Origin of the sequence: Erysipelothrix sp. HDW6C, from assembly GCF_011299615.1 — a bacterium.
Classification (GTDB): domain Bacteria; phylum Bacillota_I; class Bacilli_A; order Erysipelotrichales; family Erysipelotrichaceae; genus Erysipelothrix.
The window spans coordinates 443,067-462,320 of record NZ_CP049861.1 but is presented as its reverse complement, the minus strand read 5'-3'; the positions used below and the strand labels follow the sequence as shown (position 1 = coordinate 462,320).

16 protein-coding genes are annotated in these 19,254 nt (G+C 38.6%); 10 read left to right on the top strand and 6 right to left on the bottom strand.

The annotated features are described in order from the left end of the window. Positions 1 to 10: 10 nt before the first annotated feature. On the bottom strand, positions 11 to 8,401 hold the full coding sequence (locus G7062_RS02185; protein WP_166064286.1) for a hypothetical protein: 8,391 nt from the start codon (positions 8,399 to 8,401) through the stop codon (positions 11 to 13). 386 nt (positions 8,402 to 8,787) lie between these two features. Between G7062_RS02185 and G7062_RS02180 the strand changes: the two genes are divergently transcribed. Next, a complete protein-coding gene (locus G7062_RS02180; protein ID WP_166064285.1) occupies positions 8,788 to 9,474 on the top strand; it encodes a response regulator transcription factor in 687 nt (228 codons plus the stop codon). After that, positions 9,471 to 10,355: a HAMP domain-containing sensor histidine kinase gene (locus G7062_RS02175; protein WP_166064284.1), complete on the top strand. Its 885-nt coding sequence runs from the start codon at positions 9,471 to 9,473 to the stop codon at positions 10,353 to 10,355. The genes G7062_RS02180 and G7062_RS02175 overlap by 4 nt, the downstream gene beginning before the upstream one ends. 20 nt (positions 10,356 to 10,375) lie before the next feature. Here the strand turns inward: G7062_RS02175 and G7062_RS02170 are convergent, their stop codons facing one another. Both G7062_RS02170 and G7062_RS02165 read right to left on the bottom strand, forming a co-directional pair. Next, entirely contained in the window at positions 10,376 to 11,149 is a 774-nt protein-coding gene (locus tag G7062_RS02170) for an ABC transporter permease (RefSeq protein WP_166064283.1), read from the bottom strand. 2 nt (positions 11,150 to 11,151) lie between these two features. Continuing rightward, positions 11,152 to 12,063 carry an ABC transporter ATP-binding protein gene (locus G7062_RS02165; RefSeq protein WP_166064282.1) on the bottom strand — a complete coding sequence of 304 codons (912 nt, stop codon included), beginning with the start codon at positions 12,061 to 12,063 and terminating at the stop codon, positions 11,152 to 11,154. Between the two features lie 138 nt (positions 12,064 to 12,201). Here G7062_RS02165 and G7062_RS02160 point away from each other — a divergent pair, with 138 nt between their 5' ends. The 8 genes from G7062_RS02160 to G7062_RS02125 all read left to right on the top strand — a co-directional run bounded on the left by G7062_RS02160 (position 12,202) and on the right by G7062_RS02125 (position 17,627). Beyond that, positions 12,202 to 12,519: a PTS sugar transporter subunit IIB gene (locus tag G7062_RS02160; protein WP_166064281.1), complete on the top strand. Its 318-nt coding sequence runs from the start codon at positions 12,202 to 12,204 to the stop codon at positions 12,517 to 12,519. Beyond that, positions 12,506 to 12,670 carry a hypothetical protein gene (locus G7062_RS02155; protein WP_166064280.1) on the top strand — a complete coding sequence of 55 codons (165 nt, stop codon included), beginning with the start codon at positions 12,506 to 12,508 and terminating at the stop codon, positions 12,668 to 12,670. Before G7062_RS02160 ends, G7062_RS02155 begins: the two co-directional genes overlap by 14 nt. Before the next feature lie 80 nt (positions 12,671 to 12,750). Further along, on the top strand, positions 12,751 to 13,098 hold the full coding sequence (locus tag G7062_RS02150; protein WP_166064279.1) for a PadR family transcriptional regulator: 348 nt from the start codon (positions 12,751 to 12,753) through the stop codon (positions 13,096 to 13,098). Positions 13,099 to 13,104: 6 nt separating this feature from the next. Continuing rightward, positions 13,105 to 13,857 carry a permease prefix domain 1-containing protein gene (locus G7062_RS02145; RefSeq protein WP_166064278.1) on the top strand — a complete coding sequence of 251 codons (753 nt, stop codon included), beginning with the start codon at positions 13,105 to 13,107 and terminating at the stop codon, positions 13,855 to 13,857. Further along, positions 13,854 to 14,903 (top strand): hypothetical protein, encoded by a 1,050-nt coding sequence (locus G7062_RS02140; protein ID WP_166064277.1) that lies wholly within the window; start codon positions 13,854 to 13,856, stop codon positions 14,901 to 14,903. The genes G7062_RS02145 and G7062_RS02140 overlap by 4 nt, the downstream gene beginning before the upstream one ends. Positions 14,904 to 15,041: 138 nt before the next feature. After that, the gene (locus G7062_RS02135; protein ID WP_166064276.1) at positions 15,042 to 15,992 is read left to right on the top strand and encodes a hypothetical protein; all 951 of its coding nucleotides are present in this window, start codon (positions 15,042 to 15,044) and stop codon (positions 15,990 to 15,992) included. A gap of 55 nt (positions 15,993 to 16,047) precedes the next feature. Further along, on the top strand, positions 16,048 to 16,671 hold the full coding sequence (locus G7062_RS02130) for an HAD family hydrolase (RefSeq protein WP_166064274.1): 624 nt from the start codon (positions 16,048 to 16,050) through the stop codon (positions 16,669 to 16,671). Continuing rightward, entirely contained in the window at positions 16,668 to 17,627 is a 960-nt protein-coding gene (locus tag G7062_RS02125; RefSeq protein ID WP_166064273.1) for a serine hydrolase, read from the top strand. Before G7062_RS02130 ends, G7062_RS02125 begins: the two co-directional genes overlap by 4 nt. Before the next feature lie 24 nt (positions 17,628 to 17,651). Here G7062_RS02125 and G7062_RS02120 read toward each other — a convergent pair whose 3' ends face one another. Genes G7062_RS02120 through G7062_RS02110 form a run of 3 tightly spaced genes read right to left on the bottom strand, consistent with a single transcriptional unit; the run spans position 17,652 to position 19,181 of the window. After that, positions 17,652 to 17,924: a hypothetical protein gene (locus tag G7062_RS02120; protein ID WP_166064272.1), complete on the bottom strand. Its 273-nt coding sequence runs from the start codon at positions 17,922 to 17,924 to the stop codon at positions 17,652 to 17,654. Positions 17,925 to 17,982: 58 nt separating this feature from the next. Then, the gene (locus tag G7062_RS02115) at positions 17,983 to 18,528 is read right to left on the bottom strand and encodes a phosphatase PAP2 family protein (RefSeq protein WP_166064271.1); all 546 of its coding nucleotides are present in this window, start codon (positions 18,526 to 18,528) and stop codon (positions 17,983 to 17,985) included. 8 nt (positions 18,529 to 18,536) lie between these two features. Next, positions 18,537 to 19,181 carry a metal-dependent transcriptional regulator gene (locus G7062_RS02110; protein ID WP_166064270.1) on the bottom strand — a complete coding sequence of 215 codons (645 nt, stop codon included), beginning with the start codon at positions 19,179 to 19,181 and terminating at the stop codon, positions 18,537 to 18,539. Positions 19,182 to 19,254 lie beyond the last annotated feature (73 nt).

Here is a 19,254-nt window from a genome sequence, read left to right as displayed (position 1 = left end):
ACTCCCCTTTCTAGTTATTTCCTTTTAATGTTTGTTTGTGACCATTTTGGTCGGTAATTGTAATTGTTACATCATCTTGAGCGTGTTCAATTAACACCCCACGACGAAGTTGTTCTGCACTAACTGTTGATTCTTCATTGATAGATCCGTGAATTAAATCATCAATCCAGCTGAATAGTGACCCCTTGCGTTGTACGTTGAGTGTATATTCAACATCATCCGCTAAGTCTGTGCTGTAAACAACAGTGTAGTCATTATCATCCACGGCAATAAAGCTTGCTTTGAGATTATTGTTATCGACGATGGCTAGAATGTTGCCTTCGCCATCAAGTCCTTGAACACTCACGTTTCCAAAGGGTTCTTGATCAAGTTGGATAACCGTGTCAATTCCGTTTTCAACGGACGCTTCACCTACAACGTCACCTTGTGCATCGATCAGTTGAATTTGATCAATTGCATCGTTCTCAATTAATGGAATTGTGACCGTATTGTCATTGCGACGTGCTTCTTGAAGTGCGTTTAATGCTTCATCACTCACAGACAATGCTTGACGCAGTGTCGTTGTAACATCCACATAACTACTTTCAGCGACTTGGTATGATGGTACAGATGATCCTGCTTTATCATATTCTGCGAATACAACAAGCTTGTAACGGCCACTTACAAATGCCGCATCAAAGTCTGATACTTTATATGTATTTCCAGCTGTTTCAGTTTTTGCTGACCCAACTTGAACCGATTTTCCGGGTTGTGATGGATCTTCACGATGCATTTCTGTGCGGTAGACAACATTGGTAATACCGGGTTGAATTGTTTTTGGTTCAAACCCAAATTTCACATCGCCACCTTCAACCTTAACGAAGGTTTCAACTTCGACTTCCACGGTTTGTGTGGATATCTTTTTAGTGGTCGTTGTAATTGGATTATTCCAAAGATCTTTCGTATAACGTGGTGTTACTTGAACTGAGTAGGATGTTCCTGCCTTCAGTGCAACGTTGTTCGACATTTTTCCACCTTGTGCAATTGAAACACCCAGTTTTTCTTGTACCAGTTGAACCACATCACCGGCTGCATTCAATTCATAGATACGATAATCGAAGAGACGTGACGTATCTCCTGCCGCAGCATTGTAAACTCCTGCTGGGTCGGTGAATCTTACATCGGATGAAACCCCATTAACACCAAAGTTTGTCAAATCGATACCGATTGATGCTGTTGGTGGTGTCACCGTTACCGAATATGGCAAGGTTGGATTGTTCATAAAGAGTGTTTGTTGTGGGTTTCCGTTGGTATCGGTAAACTCAACAACATATGCGACATAATACAGATTGGTTGCTTTCGCAATCGGTGATACAACACCGTTTACTGAAGTTGTTAATTTATGAATCGGAAGATCAAGGTTGAAGTTTCCTGATGCAGAAGTAACGATTGTTTCCAACGAACTTGCATAGTCATCTTTGCCTGAGATATAGAGATTCGCATTCGTAAATGCATCTTTCCATCCATCGGCAGTGTTTGGTTTTGCAACACCTGCGCGTGCAAACTGATAATCCGGAATCATTCGAAGTTTAACATTCGAATTCATAGGCATTTTGGTATATTCCAAGTTGACCGAAAGTACACCATATTTGCCTTCGCCAACAGACATAATTTTGTTATCCCAAACATTTGTACTGCTGTACCAATTTGATACAACTTTATTCGCTTCTGGAACAACAATCGGTAAGGTCACACTGAATTCAGAATTCAATGCCTGATCTGCGATTACGCCTTGACCATCGTATTTGTTGTAGTTACCACGAATAACAACTTTGTATGTCTCACCAAGTTTCAATCCAAATTTGCTTACTGAGATTGAAAGTGATTTATTTTTCCCACTCTCGAGTTGCAGCGGATTGCCATTGGTGTCAGTGATTAAAATTTCTTGATTGTTCTTATCTACAAGTGAGACTGTCGTCTCTTTCTTCGTACCATTACTGATTAAGATATCGTCATTATCCACAAGTGAATAACGGAGCGCGATTTCTTCGGTATTGGTTCCACTGGATGACAAGATGTCATATTTTGGAGTAATCAATGATGGTGTAATTAAGTTTTGTGTACGTTTATCAGGAAGGTTTGCATGTGATGCTGAGTAAATATTAACCCCAACAACAGCAGATGCGTCTGGATTTACAGTTCCTGATTTGAAATCAACATACAATGCACCTTGTTTGAATTTATAGTTTCCTTCTTTGCCTAATTCAAGGTTAAAGAGTCCACCCGGTTGGCCGGTTCCACAAACTGTTAATTCTCCGTTGTAGACACAAAGCTCTTCATTAGATGCCTTATCGATAAATCGAACCCCGTTTATATTTCCTGTGCTTTCGTCGTAGGTTCCACCACTTACAGTCAGAACGGATGAGCCTTGAGCACGGGAGTTCTCAACGAGTTTGAACTTACCATTTGATTCCATTAAGTATAATGGTTTTCCATTTGAATGACTTTCAATTGTAGCAATCAAGATATCACCCATGGTTGAAATTTCTTGAATGTTTGCTTCTTCAATATAGACAACACCACGTTGGTAAACTTTATAGGTACGGTCGTATGTAAATTCATAAGTTCCCGAACCCTTTACGTCACCACCAATTGGTACGATTGTTGTTGAGTTAAACTTGTTGGTAAATTCTTCAAAGAGAATATTCTCTACTGTAGCACCCGACTCGTTTTTGACTTTTTCAAACAATGCGTAATCCAAGCTAATTCCTTTACCACCAAAGGCAGGAATATCTGCGAGGATTTGGTGTTCTTTACGGTTTGTTGTACCTGCTTTTAAGGCAACATTCACAATTTGATTTGTGACCGATGAGCTTGAAGGAACCAAGAGATTTACTTCACCCAGGTTGTTAACTGTTCCACTTGCTTGTGAGTTTAAGAGTTTAACTTCACCTTCCATCTTGAATGACTGGAAGTTGAGTGGCGCTGTATTAAACGTGAGAATGTTATTTTCACGATCAACAGGTTGCGTACCACTTTCGGACACTAACGCGTTGAATGGGTATGTGAGTGCATCATCAATATCGTTAATGTTGTACTTCACTTGTGTACTTGTGAGGTCACGTGAGAGAATCTCTTGTTTTACCTCAGGTTGTTTTTTCTTAATTTCATTTGTTTTATCTTTGAGTGTAATCGTGTGGTTCTCATAGTTATCGTTCCATTTGACATCGGCTTGAACATTGATGGCTTGACCACGTTTAACTGTTTTGTTTCCATCATCATCGATTTCAGGATTCAATGTCATTGCCAATTCACCCATTGAATTTCCAACGGATAATTCTTCAATACCGGCCGTATCCAACAACGAGTATTGAACACTTAGAATACCCAAGTCCTTATCAAGAACATTAAGATTTGTTGCATCAAGATAAATTGATTCAAGTCCTGACCCAACATCGGCTTTCCCACCGACATTCATTGTTAGTGCATCAACATCGGTTCCTACAAGTTCTTCTTTGAACTTGAATAAGCTAATGTTTGGAGCAACCTTACGTGTAATTGTTTTGTTGGTAGTGCCTTCTTTGATGTTACTTGTAATGATTTCACCGTTACCGGATTGTAAGACAATGTCATAGAAATATTCCGTATTTGATTTGAATTTTTGTGCTTCTGGTATCTCTACCTCAACACCGTTTTCAAAGTATGAGTCATTGTTTAAGTCTACAACGAGTTTCCCTGCAGGATTAAACATGTTGGCAATATCAATTGCTGTAAAGTCTGACTTTGTACGGATTACATTACCATCTTTATCTTTGATGGTTAATTGAACCGTTTTGACTTGTTTCCACATGCTCTCTGATTCAGAACTCAAACGAATAAAGGTTGAGAGGGCATCGGTTTTAATTTGTGCAGGAACTGCTGTATATTCAACATCAATTGTTCCCAGCATGTTTGTTGTGAGATCAAAGTAACCAATTCCTGTGTTTTTATCATAACTTGGATTGTTAATGTCAATAATTGCACCACCTTCTTCAAGTTGGTACGGTGCATGAACCATAACACGGTAATTTGTATTTGGTGTTAAACCACTAAAGTCCAAGACTTTTACGTTGTTTGCAATATCTGCAAGGTGAACTCGGTTAATCGTAATGCGCTTATTAGCATCGACTTCAGTGCACGTTTCAACACCACCAGTGCTTGAACATGTGTAGATTGAAACATATCCATTAAATCCAGTTTCCGGGATTGCGTCCGTATTTTTTGCTGACTTGAATACAAGTTGTGCTGTATCCAATCCCAGACCATTGTCGGTTAATTGGAATGTTACAATTGGTTTTTCAAAGATTGAGCTGGTCTTGAATTCGTTGGTGATCATCATGACACGTTCTGAGATATCAATACCTTGGTCATCTTTTACATTTTCAAGTTTCAGGAGATAACGTGTATTTGTTTGTAAGTAGGATTCGCCGTTTGGCTTTAAACCTAAGTTTGCAACATTAAGACCTTGAGCAGATACTAAATCTGTAATCTGGCCAGATGTTAATGGAATCGTTGTCCCTACAATTGCTGTTCCATCCAAGTTCGTAATTGTAATTTGTGCATTCTTTACGATTGTACGTGCTTCATCATTAATCGTCATGTTGAATGATACATCGGTTGATGTCGCAACTTTGTTATTAACTGTTGCAAATACAATGGGTGTTTGTGGCACGGTAACTTCAACGGTTGATTGAATGAATTTTTGTGGATTGGCAGTACCCGTTCCAGAACCATCATAACTTGCTTGCATAATTACGGTATATGTTTCCCCCGGTATCATGCCATCTGTTGCGAGAATTTCAAGATTTCCTTCCAAGCCAACATCGGTAAGTGGTTTTGTAACCACACTATTTGCACAAACGATGTTACCATCGACTTCGCTAACATCACTTGACTTACATAAGACAAGGGACGCCTCAGGAATGCCACCAGTCGTATTGAGGCTTCCTGGATCTGTGATTTTATAGTTTATTGTTATTGCATTATAAACTGCAGTTCCTTGTCGTTTTAAACGTACGGTTGGTGCATCTAAGAGTCCAGGAACCTTGAAGTTACGGTTGATGTCAATATTGTTTGCAATGACCTCTTCATTTTGAATGGCAACATCTTCAACGAGAATTTCGTATTCATGTCCGATTGCAAGATTCGCAACCTTGAATTGTTTTCCAGTTACAAGTTCAATGAAATCATTGTTATTAAGCGTAATTTCACTGGCTATGTATTTGTTATCTGTTTTGTCGAAGAAACGTACTTTACCTCGTGTCATTTGCTTAATTAAAGCATCGTTGCCTTCAAGTGTAAGGTTGAAATCTAAGGTTACGATACCACCTGTTGCAGTAAAGTCAGCATCGTCAATTGCGCCAACTTTTACGTCGACTTTTTGCGCAGGTTTTGTTTCAAATACATAAGGATCATTGTTTGCATTTTCTGTTTTCAATTCTGTCATTACAGCAGGATCATTGGCATTAATTGCATAACTTGCCATCATAACAGCTTCATATTTTGTGTCTGCTTTTAAATCTGTAAATTGAATGTTTAATTCACCCGTGATTGCTCCACTCGCGATTTTTAAGTCATTTTCACTTAAGCGGTATGCTTTCGGATTTTCTGTAATACGTTCGCCTGTAAGTGGATTGATTTCATACAATAGAACCACTGGAGGTGTCGCATTGCTGTATTCAATTGAACTTCCGTTACGGATACCCGCATTCAAACGAAGGCGCGAAGCTGTTGTTAAGTTTGGATACTCTTCAAATTTAACATGCGGCTCTTCTTTCGCAGGTTGTGTTGTTGCATTCAGTGTCCCGTTAATAATTGTGATAACGTTGTTCCCATTATCAAGCACACTGTTTGCATAAGTTGTTGTGCCATCGGTTGCCTTAAACGTAATGACATAATCATGTTCAGGCGCAAGGTCTTTACCGGTACGATTTTTTAAGTTAATCACTGTTCCAGCATTAAAAAGATCGGTTATTTCATTGCGGCTAAGTTCAAAGAAAATCTCAGCTGTGCGTTCACTCTCATCAATTCCTGTAGTCACGTCGACAATACTGAAACCAACGGATGTCATCGTGTTCATTTCTCCTGCATAGATTTCCGCAAGTTGCGCACTGAATGATACGGTATTTGAGCCTGTATCGATTAGACTCAGTGTTGCTTGCATATCAGTATTTGCTGCTGTTTTTAAGGTGTCCACGGTCAAGAATGCGGGAATTTCAACATTACCATCGCCTACATTAAACATACCGTTAACTTTCAAAGTATATTCTTGGTCCGCTTTTAAGTTTTCAAAAGTATAGGTATTCATGTTTAAGTCAGCTGCATTCAATTGAACAACCGCTGTTGCTTCACTGCTTACAACGCCACCATTGACTTCATACAAACCAAGATATGGCTTGAGATCAAATTGAATGGCTTGCGTTGTATCTTCGATATTCCATCCCAGTGTCAACGTGTTACGTGTTGACGCATTGAACGTTACTGTTTGAGCAACAGGGGGAACTTTCGACGTTGAAACGGCAACCTTTGATTGATCGGCCACATCACTCAACATTGTCTGAACATCCAAGTTATCATTGTAGGTTACTGTCGCTACAAAAACATAAGTAACAGAAGGTTGATTGGTTGGTACCATCTCTGTTGTGCGTTTGATGATTGTTTCTTGATGGGCAGCGTTTGCTGTAACTTCCATACTTACATATTCACGCGCAGCAACACCATTTGCTTCATAATCACTCAATTCATACCCAACATAACGAATACTGATAACACTGTTATCAACATCCGTAAATTGTGGCAATGACAATGTGAATTGTCCATTGAGATACGTTGCATTAACCGCACCAATTGTAGGCACTTGTTTTAGTGTACGTTTGTTAATCATGAAACTTGATGGATTATTCATCACTGTTCCGTCAATTGTAACTGACTCAATTGCGATGAGGTAATCTTCATTGGAGTCAAGCCCTGTAAAGCTTAGACGTGCACCATCATTGTTTAAGGCAGCAATCTGCGCTGCATTCAATGTCATGTGTGATGGCATACTTGATCCATCATTCTTAAGGTATGAAACCGTGACACTGTCGAGTCCATCAACATGACTTGCCGATAGGATGACATCAATGCTATTTGCACTCAATGTATCAACGTAACCATCAAATTGAACCATATCAATTACCATCTTCTTACGGAAGAATGTAATGTTTTCATGAACAATCGATTCACCTTGATACGACCCTGTTACGACAACATCATAGTTTTCTTTATAATTTAAGTTTGTAAATGTGAAGGTTTGTTCTGAATTACTGGATGCATCAAGTACAACGGATGCACCAATTTGTGTTCCGTTTTGGAATAACGCAACTTCAAGGCTTTGTAAACGGCCTTCACGGTCGGTAATCAATAAATCACCGTTGATTGCGTTGCCATCAATACGTGTGTTCACTTCAACAACGGGAATACGATAGTTTGGTTTTTCAATAACGTTAATTTCTGGAAGGTCAGGAATGTTTATTGAACCCGTGCCATTATTGTTTCCCGATCCAGATTCTGATCCAGACGCTGAACCCGATCCTTGACCTTGATTACCACTATTATTTGGTGCTTCTGGTGTTTCCGTTTCTTTCCCTGTTTCTGGAAGTTCAACTGAAGGAACCTTTTCATCTTCACGTTTCTCAGCCGCATCATCAAAGTTTACGATGACTGCACGCAAATCAATTGAGTTGGCTTCATCTGAACATTCAAGACGCTCATCCAACAAGAAAAACTTACAGCCACCAGTTCCAAGCTTTAAGTACATTTCACTATTAATTGTTTCTTCTTTTTGACTTCCATACAAAAGTGTTGCTTTTTTATTCTCATCCAATGAGACAACAACATTTTTCGAGTCTAAAGTTTTTGAATAGTCACTCCCGTTTTCCAACGTGACTGTATCTAAAATGAGATACTTTCCTGTGTTTAATTTTACAACACTTCCGTTTGGAATTTGTAAATACATATCTTGGCTCTCATCTTGAACGGTATAGACACCGTTTGACTCCTTGATATGTGACTTACTCTTTACCTCATTAATTTGATTCTTGTTGATAATTGCAACCGCTGTTTCAAGGTTCATAATTTCATCGGAATCTAAAAAGAGTACAGCACTATCATCAATTGGATATTCTGCCTTTTTATCAACAATGGTCGCTGTCTCATAAATGCTTTCCTTTTGATAGGTTGCATCACGCGAGAAATTTAGCTTGTTGCCATTTTCATCATAGGTGTATCCTTGCTGATTGATATTATAATGATTGTTGTAACTAAAACCTGAAAACATACCGACCGATACGATTCCAACAACAATTACGAGTACGGCTATAATTCCACCATAAATTTTCTTCATATAAATACGTTGTCCTTCCATCACTAATTTAACTACACTAAACTATATCCGTTTCTGACCTCGAATTTTGCCGTTATGTTATTAACATGTGTGAAATTGTTACAGAAAGAGTTTTTTAGGGGTTTTGTTTGTTTTTGAATGTTTTTTTAACGTTTTCTTAATATATAAAACTAAACTATGTTTGTTTTTCTTCATCAACCAAATGCGCTTATTGAGTGGGTATTTTGACTATTTCATCTGAGTTTCATTAAAATTTAAGAGAACAAATTACTGTACCTGCGTGACATTTCTTTAGTTTGTTAATATTCTCTTCATGTGACATTTTCTCGTTTTCTGCATTTTATTTCCAAATTATGCTACACTTTTATCAAGAAGGAAGTGACCTGATGAAAAAGATATTAATTGTCGAAGATGACCAAGACATTAGTGCAATGCTCGTTGCATCTTTAAGTGATGATTTTGAACTTGAAGTCGCCTACTCTGGGCGTGAAGCGTTGTTTCAAATTGGAGCCCAAAATTTTGACTTGATCCTCCTTGATTTAATGCTTCCTGGTTTGAGTGGTGACGAGGCCATTATCGAAATAAAAATGATAACATCGACACCAATTATTATCATGTCCGCGTTATCGGCAAGCGAAAAGATTATTGAACTTCTTGAGAAAGGTGCCAACGACTATATTACCAAGCCATTTGATGTTAATGTTCTGAAAGCGCGTATTCAAACGCAATTACGTTTGGTTCAACCCAATACAGTTTCACATGATAATGTCTCGTACGGTACCCTCACACTCAATATTGAACGCTTTGAGGTCTGCCATAACCATGTTCCTTTTGTGCTGTCGAATAAGGAACTTCATCTATTGCATACCCTTATGAGTAATCCTCAAAAAGTCTATTCAAAAGCTGAATTGTATGAAAAAGTCTGGCAGGATGAATATCTTTATGACGAGAATACGATGAATGTACATATCAGTAGTTTACGACGCAAAGTCAAAAACGCCTGTGATGGCTATGATCCCATTGAGACACTTTGGGGTATTGGAATACGAATGGGTAAGGTGCCTGAGCTATGATAATGCTACTCATAACAGTTATCCTTGCACTTCTTGCTTACATTATTTTTCTAATCATGGAGATTCGCAATATCAATTCACAACTGGACTATATTCATGACAATGATACGAATGCTGAAATTACGCATGTCAGTAAACTGCGCATTTTTAAATCATTTGTTGCTAAAACTAATCGAATACTCCGTGATGTTAAAGATCAGCAGCGAAACCGAGTTCAGCAAGAGCGCGAACTTTATCAAACGATATCCAGTCTTTCCCATGACCTCAGAACACCGCTAACAACGGCTTATGGTTATGCAAGTCTATGCAGAAATCAACATCCCGATAATACGTTAACGGATAAGATACTCACAAGCCTTAATGAAACAACTGAATATCTCGACTATATCGTGGACTATACAAGCCTTAGTGAAAAAGAAATGAGCCTCAACTTAGAGGTGATTGATGTCACAGAGTTTATCACACAACGCGTCTTACAATACTACGATAGCCTCACTCAAGCGCAGATTGATGTCACACTTGACCTTCAACCCAATGTAACCTTCATTACCGACCCCATAGTTTTAAAACGAATCATCACAAATCTTATTGGGAATGTTTTGAAGTACGGGAGAAAATCTTGTCATTTCGCACTGGTACAAACTGACCCCTATAGCATTAGCCTGACGGTATCGAATACCACCTTAGCGGACAGTGTTGATCTTGATACTATTACACAACGGTTTGTAACCCATGATTCATCACGACAAAATAAGAGTGTCGGATTGGGACTCAGCATTGTTGATAAATGCTGTCAAATTCTAAATGGTACAATGGATTTAGATTATAGCGACCAAATATTCACCGCATCAATTACATTAAAAAATATCGCTCAACCCTAAGTGGTCAAGCGATATTTTTTTTAGAATTCTTTGTAACGTATAACCAATGTTGTTGTAATGGCACTTACTGCGAGTACCCCAATGTTCATTGCAACCGTTTTTACAATGTCAGCATTTGACAGGATTCCCGATACCGCTTCAAACGTTGTTGCAGCGAAACTCACTGCATTAAGCACTGCCCAATCGGTACTCATTTGGAGCATTTGGATTAAGAATGGTGCGACAACCACGAATACAATTGCGATAACAACTGAGTTAACACTCACTTGTAAGCTCATTGCAATCGCATAATACACCGTAATGATAACAACATAGAAGAGTCCTGCTACCATAAGATTCTTAACAATATCTGAACTCAACGGCAAGCTCCCCATACCACCATTTAAGTATCCAAAAAGTGATGCGCTGCCAAACAGAACCAATAACATAAAGAGAACCAGTGATGCAATGAGAATTAACTTACTAATTACAAAGCTTTTTCTACTGATACCACTGAAGAACACATTCTTGTAAGTTCCTTGGCTGAATTCTTGTCCAACTACGATTGAATAAATCGGAATACTAAACCATGAAAATACGGATAACCCCATCGTACACGTCATGATTGCTTCACGCACTCCCCAGACTTTAGTTGACTCAATAATTTGTTGCATGTCTGCATCAAACATTCCTGAAACAACCATGGTTTGCGTTGAAACAATGACACCTACAAGTACAACCATACCAATCACAGTTGCATAAAACGATTTTGTTCTTAAAATGCGGTACATATCCGCTCTCATCAATTTCATCATAATTAATTCTCCTCAATGTTCTTAATTAAATCTGTATAGTAGTTTTCCAAGTTATTTTCACGTACCGCCAACATATCCACTGGAACGTCATTCTGGACAAAGCATTTATTCAGTTCAGCGCTTGTTAGCGTTGTATGAATGTGAATCTCATTGCCACTTACAACCGTATAGGTCGTAATCCCCAAATCCATCAGAACCGTTGCAGCTAGCCCTGGATTAACAGTTTTCAAGATGAGTGTTGCGTTGAATTTTTGATCAAGCACACTTTTCTCAACCTCTTCAATCATGCGACCGTTATGGATGAAACCAAAACGTGTTGATACATGGTAAAGTTCGGTTAGAATGTGACTGGAAATAAGAATTGTCGTGTTATATTCTTTGTTAATTCGCTCAAGAATTCCGCGGAACTCTACGATTGCGATTGGATCAAGTCCATTGATTGGCTCATCCAGTATTAAGAAGTCCGGTTTGCTAACAAGTGCCATTGCAATTCCCAACCTTTGTTTCATTCCCAAGGAAAATTGACGGAATTTTTTCTTGCCCGTATCCCCAAGATTTACGATTGTCAGCGCTTCTTCGATCAGTGTTTTATCACTAATCCCTTTCAGTTCACAGGCAACCTTCATATTTTGATAAGCATCCAAGTCTTTATAGGCTACTGGGGCTTCAATAACTGCGCCAATTCTTTCTAATACTTTTGAGTTTGAAGGTTTCGAATTCAGAAGAACAATATCACCCGATGTTTGTTGTGCTAGTCCTGTCGCAATCTTCATGATTGTTGTCTTACCCGCACCATTGCGTCCTATCAACCCATAAATATCCCCTTTATTTATCGTGATGTTGACGTTGTCTAATGCAAGTTGTTTTCCGTAACGTTTTGTAATGTTGTTTAATGATAGTATTTTTTCACTCATGGCTGTATGCCTCCTTTGACTCCTAGAGTATAGCAAGCATCTCTTAAGTCTCCTATTAAGTGTTTCTTAAATGATTCTTAAATTACATTTTTAGTGCAATTTAGGCTACAATAGAGACAATAGAAGGGGTGAATTCATATGAAGATTGTTCTAATATGTGCAGGTGGAATGTCATCAAGCATTCTGTCAAGTCGCATGACACAAGCCATTATTGATAAAGGTTTGGATGCATCAGTCAGTGCCCACGGTGTCTCCAGTGTTGAAAAGCATGCTGTTGGAGCTGACGTTGTGCTTGTGGGTCCGCAAATTCGCTATATGCTTCCAATCATTACGCAAAAGGTTTCACCGATTCCTGTAGCAATGATTGACATGCGCGACTACGGTACAGCAAATGCTGTCAACGTCCTCAACCAAGCACTGGCACTTATAAAGGAGACATATAATGAGAGATTATAATATTACGAAACTTGCTGAAGCGCTTATGAAACAAGGACGAATGAGTCCCAGCGAAGCTACATCTCACGCTAAAAAACTTGCTCATGAAATTAATTGGGAAACCAATAAGAAAACATTCCATGCCCTCGTCAAAGAATACCTCAAGCGCTAATTGCGCTTTTCTTTTTATTGACTTACATAGATAGACAAGGTATATTATACCTAGATACACATAGTAAAAGGAGGTTTCCAATGAGAAACAATCGCGAATGGTTACGCACTGGATCGCAATTGATGGTTCTATCACTCATAAGTGAGCATGATCGTTACGGTTATGAGATTATCCAAGAACTTCAATCACGCTCCAACAATGTCTTTGAAATGAAAGAAGGTACTCTCTATCCAATTCTTCACAGAATGGAAAATAGTGGTTATCTTAAGTCATATTCCCAAAAAGGGGATTCAGGCAAGGAACGAAAATACTACCGCATTACCACCAAGGGAAAAAAGCAACTTGTTGAGGAAAAAGCTACCTGGGAACAATTTTCACAGTCTGTCATGAAAGTTGTCAGTTCACCTGACCCACATACCACACAATAAAAAATAATGGAAAACTTTAACCGATTTTTAAACACTGTTCTCAGTAAAATTGTTTTTTTCCCTGATCGTAAATCCATAGCAAAAGAACTTCGCGACCATTATGAAGATATGGTTGAAGATCGCATCATTAAAGGAATGGACATTGCAACTGCTGAATCAGATGCACTTTCTCAACTTGGTGATCCTTATGAACTGGGTCTACTTTTGCACAAAGAGCATCATCCTCTATGGGGATGGGGATATTTAATATCAAAATGGACGTGTCTTTTTGCACTCATTTTGGTTGCAATCGGATTGGTTCAACCAACGATACATGCATTGAGTGCCGTCCTTCATCCCGAACCAAAACCTCAAATGATTGATTCAATTCAAGATTCTGATATCCAAAAACACCTTACACTCTACGAGGAGGCTACCTTCGGCAATACATCGTTTACACTTACAGATGTTGTGTGGCTTAAAGATAAAAGTTTACGAATCTATGGATTTGAAACACAACATTCTCCTTTAAATTCTTGGTTTCTCAGTCTTAATTCACTGTCATCGCATGCTCACCTTGATGGCAGAAAGGATATTTCCTCCGGGCTATTTCAAAACTACCTTCCATCAAGTTCCTATACGGATACATTTACATTTAAAAATCAATTTTTCATAAATTTTGAGGATATCTCAAAATTTCCATCAACTCTCGAATTGGACATTCTTCGTGGAGACTTATCAGCTCACAAGTACAAGTTTTATTTGGAGGAATCAAAATGACGCGAAAACTAAAAATAATACTCTTCACTGTAACTACAGTCTTACTATTAGGTCTTTACTCTCTTTTAACAGGATGGCAAATCGGTTATAAGGGAATTATTAAGGACTATGTCCATGCTTATGATTTATCCAGTTATAGTATCGACAAGACATTTAACATCACATCCGATATTAAAATCGTATCTGTTTCCAAAGATTACAACTTCACACTGATTCCCATTAAGCAGTTTGGCCCATTTTATCGACCGCTCACAAAAGAAGAAAATGTTGATATAAGCATGGATTTAGCGAATCCCGAAGTTGTCGCATTCATTAATGTATACTCCAAAGATGATCTTGGTGATTCATTTGTTCCTTCGTTTTATACAAATTGGAGTCGCCCAGCATATCATAAAGATGAACCTTATAATGTACCAACTTACCGTTTCATCGTGGGGAGTACAACACACGAAATTGTTCAAATTCATAATATATCAGCGATTTCTCTGTATTCCTTTGAATTAGCAAACGACAAATATGTCGAGAATTACCTGGGTAATTATGAAGCCTTGGGAGATGATTTCTACTGGGCTCATTATCCCACCGATTTTAGGTTATCCTATGCCGCGAAAATTCAGGTTTCTGATGAGGAATCACACTGGGGACCGCTTGCCTACTTCCAAACAATTCAGAACATCGTGTCAATTACCGATCACCGGACAAATTCAAAACAGCAATTCAACCCCAGCACTGATTATGGAATGCTTCCAACCACATCCATTTTCTATACAACACCTCCCCTCAAAATTGAGGCTAGTAATCCAGAACATCTCTTGTTTACAATTGAACAGCAATTTGGACAAACCGCTTTTGAAGCTGACTATATAACAATCAGTACGACGCAGATATACACGGATGCATCCGATACCATTAATATCGATATTAATGAACGAATTGTTCACAAAGATTCTAAAGAGATTCTTAGCGAATCACTCACAACGATGACTTTAGACAGTTTCAATCTATCGATTATCGAATGCGATTTATTCAGTTTGTTGACACAATAACAGTTTCATACCCTAATTTTGACGGTTTAGCATGCTTTTTTTCAAATTATGATAATATTGTCACTCCTTAGGGTATATTTTATGGTTAAATAGTATTATAAGATGTTAGTGGATTCGTTGAATAAGGGGGTGTGGCACGTGGCACGCAAATACCGGTGGGGACTGGTTACTATAATATTAGCAATGCTTATTACACTTTTTCTGTTTACCCAAGGTTTTCGCACATCCAAAGAGATGCTGATTCGTGAGATACGCAGAGAAGATAATAAATACCAGGACATTGTTTTTGATATGCGTGTTAACAACGATACCGAAGTTATTGTATTTCAGTATGATGACTGTCACTACGCTCCAGTTGTTCTTAAGAAGTCCTTCTTTCTTTGGAAGAATATTGATTACTATTATGAAGACATCACTGTAATGGGAATGATTCCTACAAAAATTGGGGGCGTTGCTTATAACTTTGAGTCACTCAGCCCGACACGTTTGAACTTCCTAAACTTGTCTCTCAATGATGGACGCTCTGTATTTCTTACAATCGATGAAGATCTGGATAATGTTGTTCTTGTCGATGATAAAAACAACCCGATTGGACAATTTGGATTTAAAGACAACATTTTCACACTTACAACAGATAAAGTAGCCGGACGCATTATCGGTTATGATGAAAACGGTCAGGAAATTAAACGCGCAAATGTCTTGTATAGCATGCCCTCTTTTGTGGATTCAATTGAAATCTTTGACACAAAAACAGTACGAAAATTCAAAAAGCCAATTGCATTCCCTTCTGTACACGATTACCTTCGTGCAGAAGATTACCCACTCCTTCCCTTTGTTTCTGAAGATTCATTGGACAAACCCGTATTAAAATTACACGTCAATACACACGAACCTGTATTCTTAAATACCTACTCAGGACTCCTCAGTGAATATGATGGGCATAAATCCTTAACATACTATAAGGTAAATGACATATATATCCTTGAAGTCTTCCGATACTTTGATAATCGCACAGTATATTATGAGGTAAAAGCGGAGCAATTTGATGCAGTGATGCAAGAGGGACTCACCTGGGTGAAGAAAGGATAATATCCTTTCTTTTTATTTGCTATAATGGTAAGTACAGAGAGAAAGCAGGTTGTTTATGAAATACGATGCAATTATTTATGACATTGACGGAACAATTCTCAATACATTTGATATGAATGTCTATCCCTTGATGCGTATCCTCAAAGAGGAATTAGGAATTGATTATGCTTTTGATGAACTTGTTTTACTAATGTCTACTCCTGGGTTAAAAATTCTAAAAGATTATGGCGTTGAAGATCACGAAGTCGTGTACAAGCGCTGGGTTAAGTATGTCAATGAATACGAAGGTGGCGCAACAATCTATGAAAACTTTGATGAAGTGCTCGCCTTATTGCACCATACCTACAAACAAGGTATTGTCTCCGCAAAAATGCGCGATCAATACCATATTGATTTTGTGTCCAAAGATTTACACAATCACATTGATGCAGAGGTATTGTCAGATGATACAACAAAACACAAGCCTGACCCTGATCCATTGCTACTTTGCATGGAAAAACTCGGCGTTACACCGGATCGCTGTATCTATATCGGAGATTCTATTTTTGATTATGAAGCAGCCAATGCGGCAGGGTGTGACTTCGGCCTAGCAGGATGGGGAAACATTGAACTTGAGGGGATTGACGAGCCAACTTATGTTTTCAATCAACCCCAAGATATCGTTTCAGAACTCTTATGAAATCGTTTCTAGAATTCGCACATCAAACTGTTGATGAAAAGCTCGTTCCCGGAATGACAGTTGGTATCATAGATCAAGACGATACCTTGATTGATTGTTATGGTGTGGCATCCTATCCTGATGAACCCCTTGATGCGGATATGGTTTACGATATTGCTTCCATAACCAAGATGTTTACAACTACACGTATCCTTCAATTAATCGAGGATGAACACTTGGATTTTGATACACCTGTATATACTGTATTACCAAATTTCCGCGAACATTCCATCAATATTGATCATTTACTACTTCACCGTAGCGGAATGGCTCCAAGCCTTTCCGGTCGATACACAATGACACGAGAACAAATGATTCAGTCAATTATGAATTGTGATGATTGGCTACATCCAGTAGACACAATCATGGCATATTCTTGTATTAACTATCTTATTTTAGGACTTATTATCGAAGCTCTTGATAAGCCCTTGGAGTTCTCAATACGGGAACACATTCTTGATCCGCTTTTAATGAACGATACAGGATTCAACCCCAGCAACCCTCATCGTTGTGTTCCAACAGAGTTAACAGATCATCGCGGCTTGATTCGCGGACAAGTCCACGATGAAACTGCTCTCGGTTTTGGTGGCATTGCTGGGAACGCTGGACTTTTTTCCACAATCGACGATATGTTGAAATTTGCCAATGGTTATCTGCAGCAGACAATCCTCAAGCCAGAGACAATCGCAATTTTGCGAACTACCAATATTGCCAGTCGATCATATGGATGGAACATCCACACATATGATGGAAGAGATTACCTCTTTCACACTGGTTTTACAGGACCTTCAATCCTTCTCGACTTTGAAATGCACCGCGCTTTGATTATTCTAACAAATCGTATTCACCCAACTCGTGATGATACGGGGTATATACAACGACGTTTGGAACTTTTTGATGCATTTCTAGCAAAATAAAACAGACGCTAATCCATCTCAGGACTAAGCGTCTGTATTTTTTTTATTTAAGTACACCATGCCAAGTCCTGATATAACAATCAATCCTCCAACGATACCCCCGTGATGTCGGCGACGTGTTGATGGAATGGTTCCTTCAGTTTTTGGATCCTTGGATACACCTTTAATTATGGGTTTGTCTTCATTTACTATAGCAACTTTTTCTTGTCCGTCTTCTTCTGCAAAGACTTCTAGTGTACCAATTGTTACAAAACTAATCATTAGAAAACAAACGAGTGTTGATATTATTTTTTTCATAGTGACTCCACATGGTTTCTCTTTAACTTGCTAATTTTACATGTATTTTGATAATCCGTCAAATTTGTGAATTTACACCTGTTTTTGTAAAACGTAATAGCACCCTTTCGATTGATTTTCGATAGTGCCAAACACACCAAGCTATTGCAACTCCTATCAAAGAGCCTACCAAAACATCACTTGGATAGTGAACAAATACATACAGTCTCGAAAACGCCATTATGGTCGCCATTGCGATGTATATCCAGCGATGACGCATCTTAGCAAAGAAGAGAACTCCGGCAACAGCAAATGAGCTTGCTGCATGTCCTGAAGGAAATGAAGAACCAGAAGGGATACCAACAATCAAGTCGATCGGATATACCGTAAACGGTCGCGGTCTCATAATGATTGGTTTCAATATACCACTTACAATCAACAATTCAAGCAACAGTGCAATGAGCGCCAGAACACCAACCAACCGAGTTTTCTTGCGATACAATAAAACTGCAATGATAATCAGCCATAACTCACCATGGTTTCCAAGTGTCGTAAAGACACTAAAGAATCCATCCAATAGTGGATGCGCCCACGTTTGAATCCATTGTAATATACTTAAGTCCATATACACTCCTATTGTTTCACAACCTCTATGTCATGTGCCGCCTTGTAACTAATGACAACTTCGTCTGAACCAATTCTGACATGAAAAGGTCCTTCGTAGGGATCAACGCGGATTAATTCAAAAGAATCTCCAAGCGATAACTTGATTGTTTCAAGATAGCGGAGCAGTTCAACACTATCACGTACACTCATGATTGTTCCTGATTCTCCTACTGCCAAATTTGCGAGCGCTGATGTTTTGGTATCATCCTTCACAGCATTTCCGTAAATAATACTTCCATGAGGGCAATACTTAGGATTGCCCAAGAAGGTAGAAAGCCTATCTGCAAGTAGGTCGGATGTCCCGTGCTCAAGTATCTCTGCATCATCATGAACTTCTGTCCATGAATAATTCAGATGCTCAACAAGAAACACTTCCCATAAACGATGTTTACGAACCAACGCTTGTGCTTCCTTGGTCCCTTTTTCGGTTAGTGCAAGACCCAGTTCTTTGTCTTTGACGACATGCTTAGAATCCATTAACTTACGAATCATTTCACTGGTAGAAGCCGCAGAAACACCCAGTCGCTCAGCCAATTCTTTGTTTGACAGTTTTACGCCACGCTCATTTGTTGAAAATATGATTTTAATGTAGTCTTCTCTATTCGGTGTCATTGAAACCCTCCGCATTAGGCATACCTAATTTATTTCATTATACTCCTGAAATCATAAATACTCAAGTAAGAAA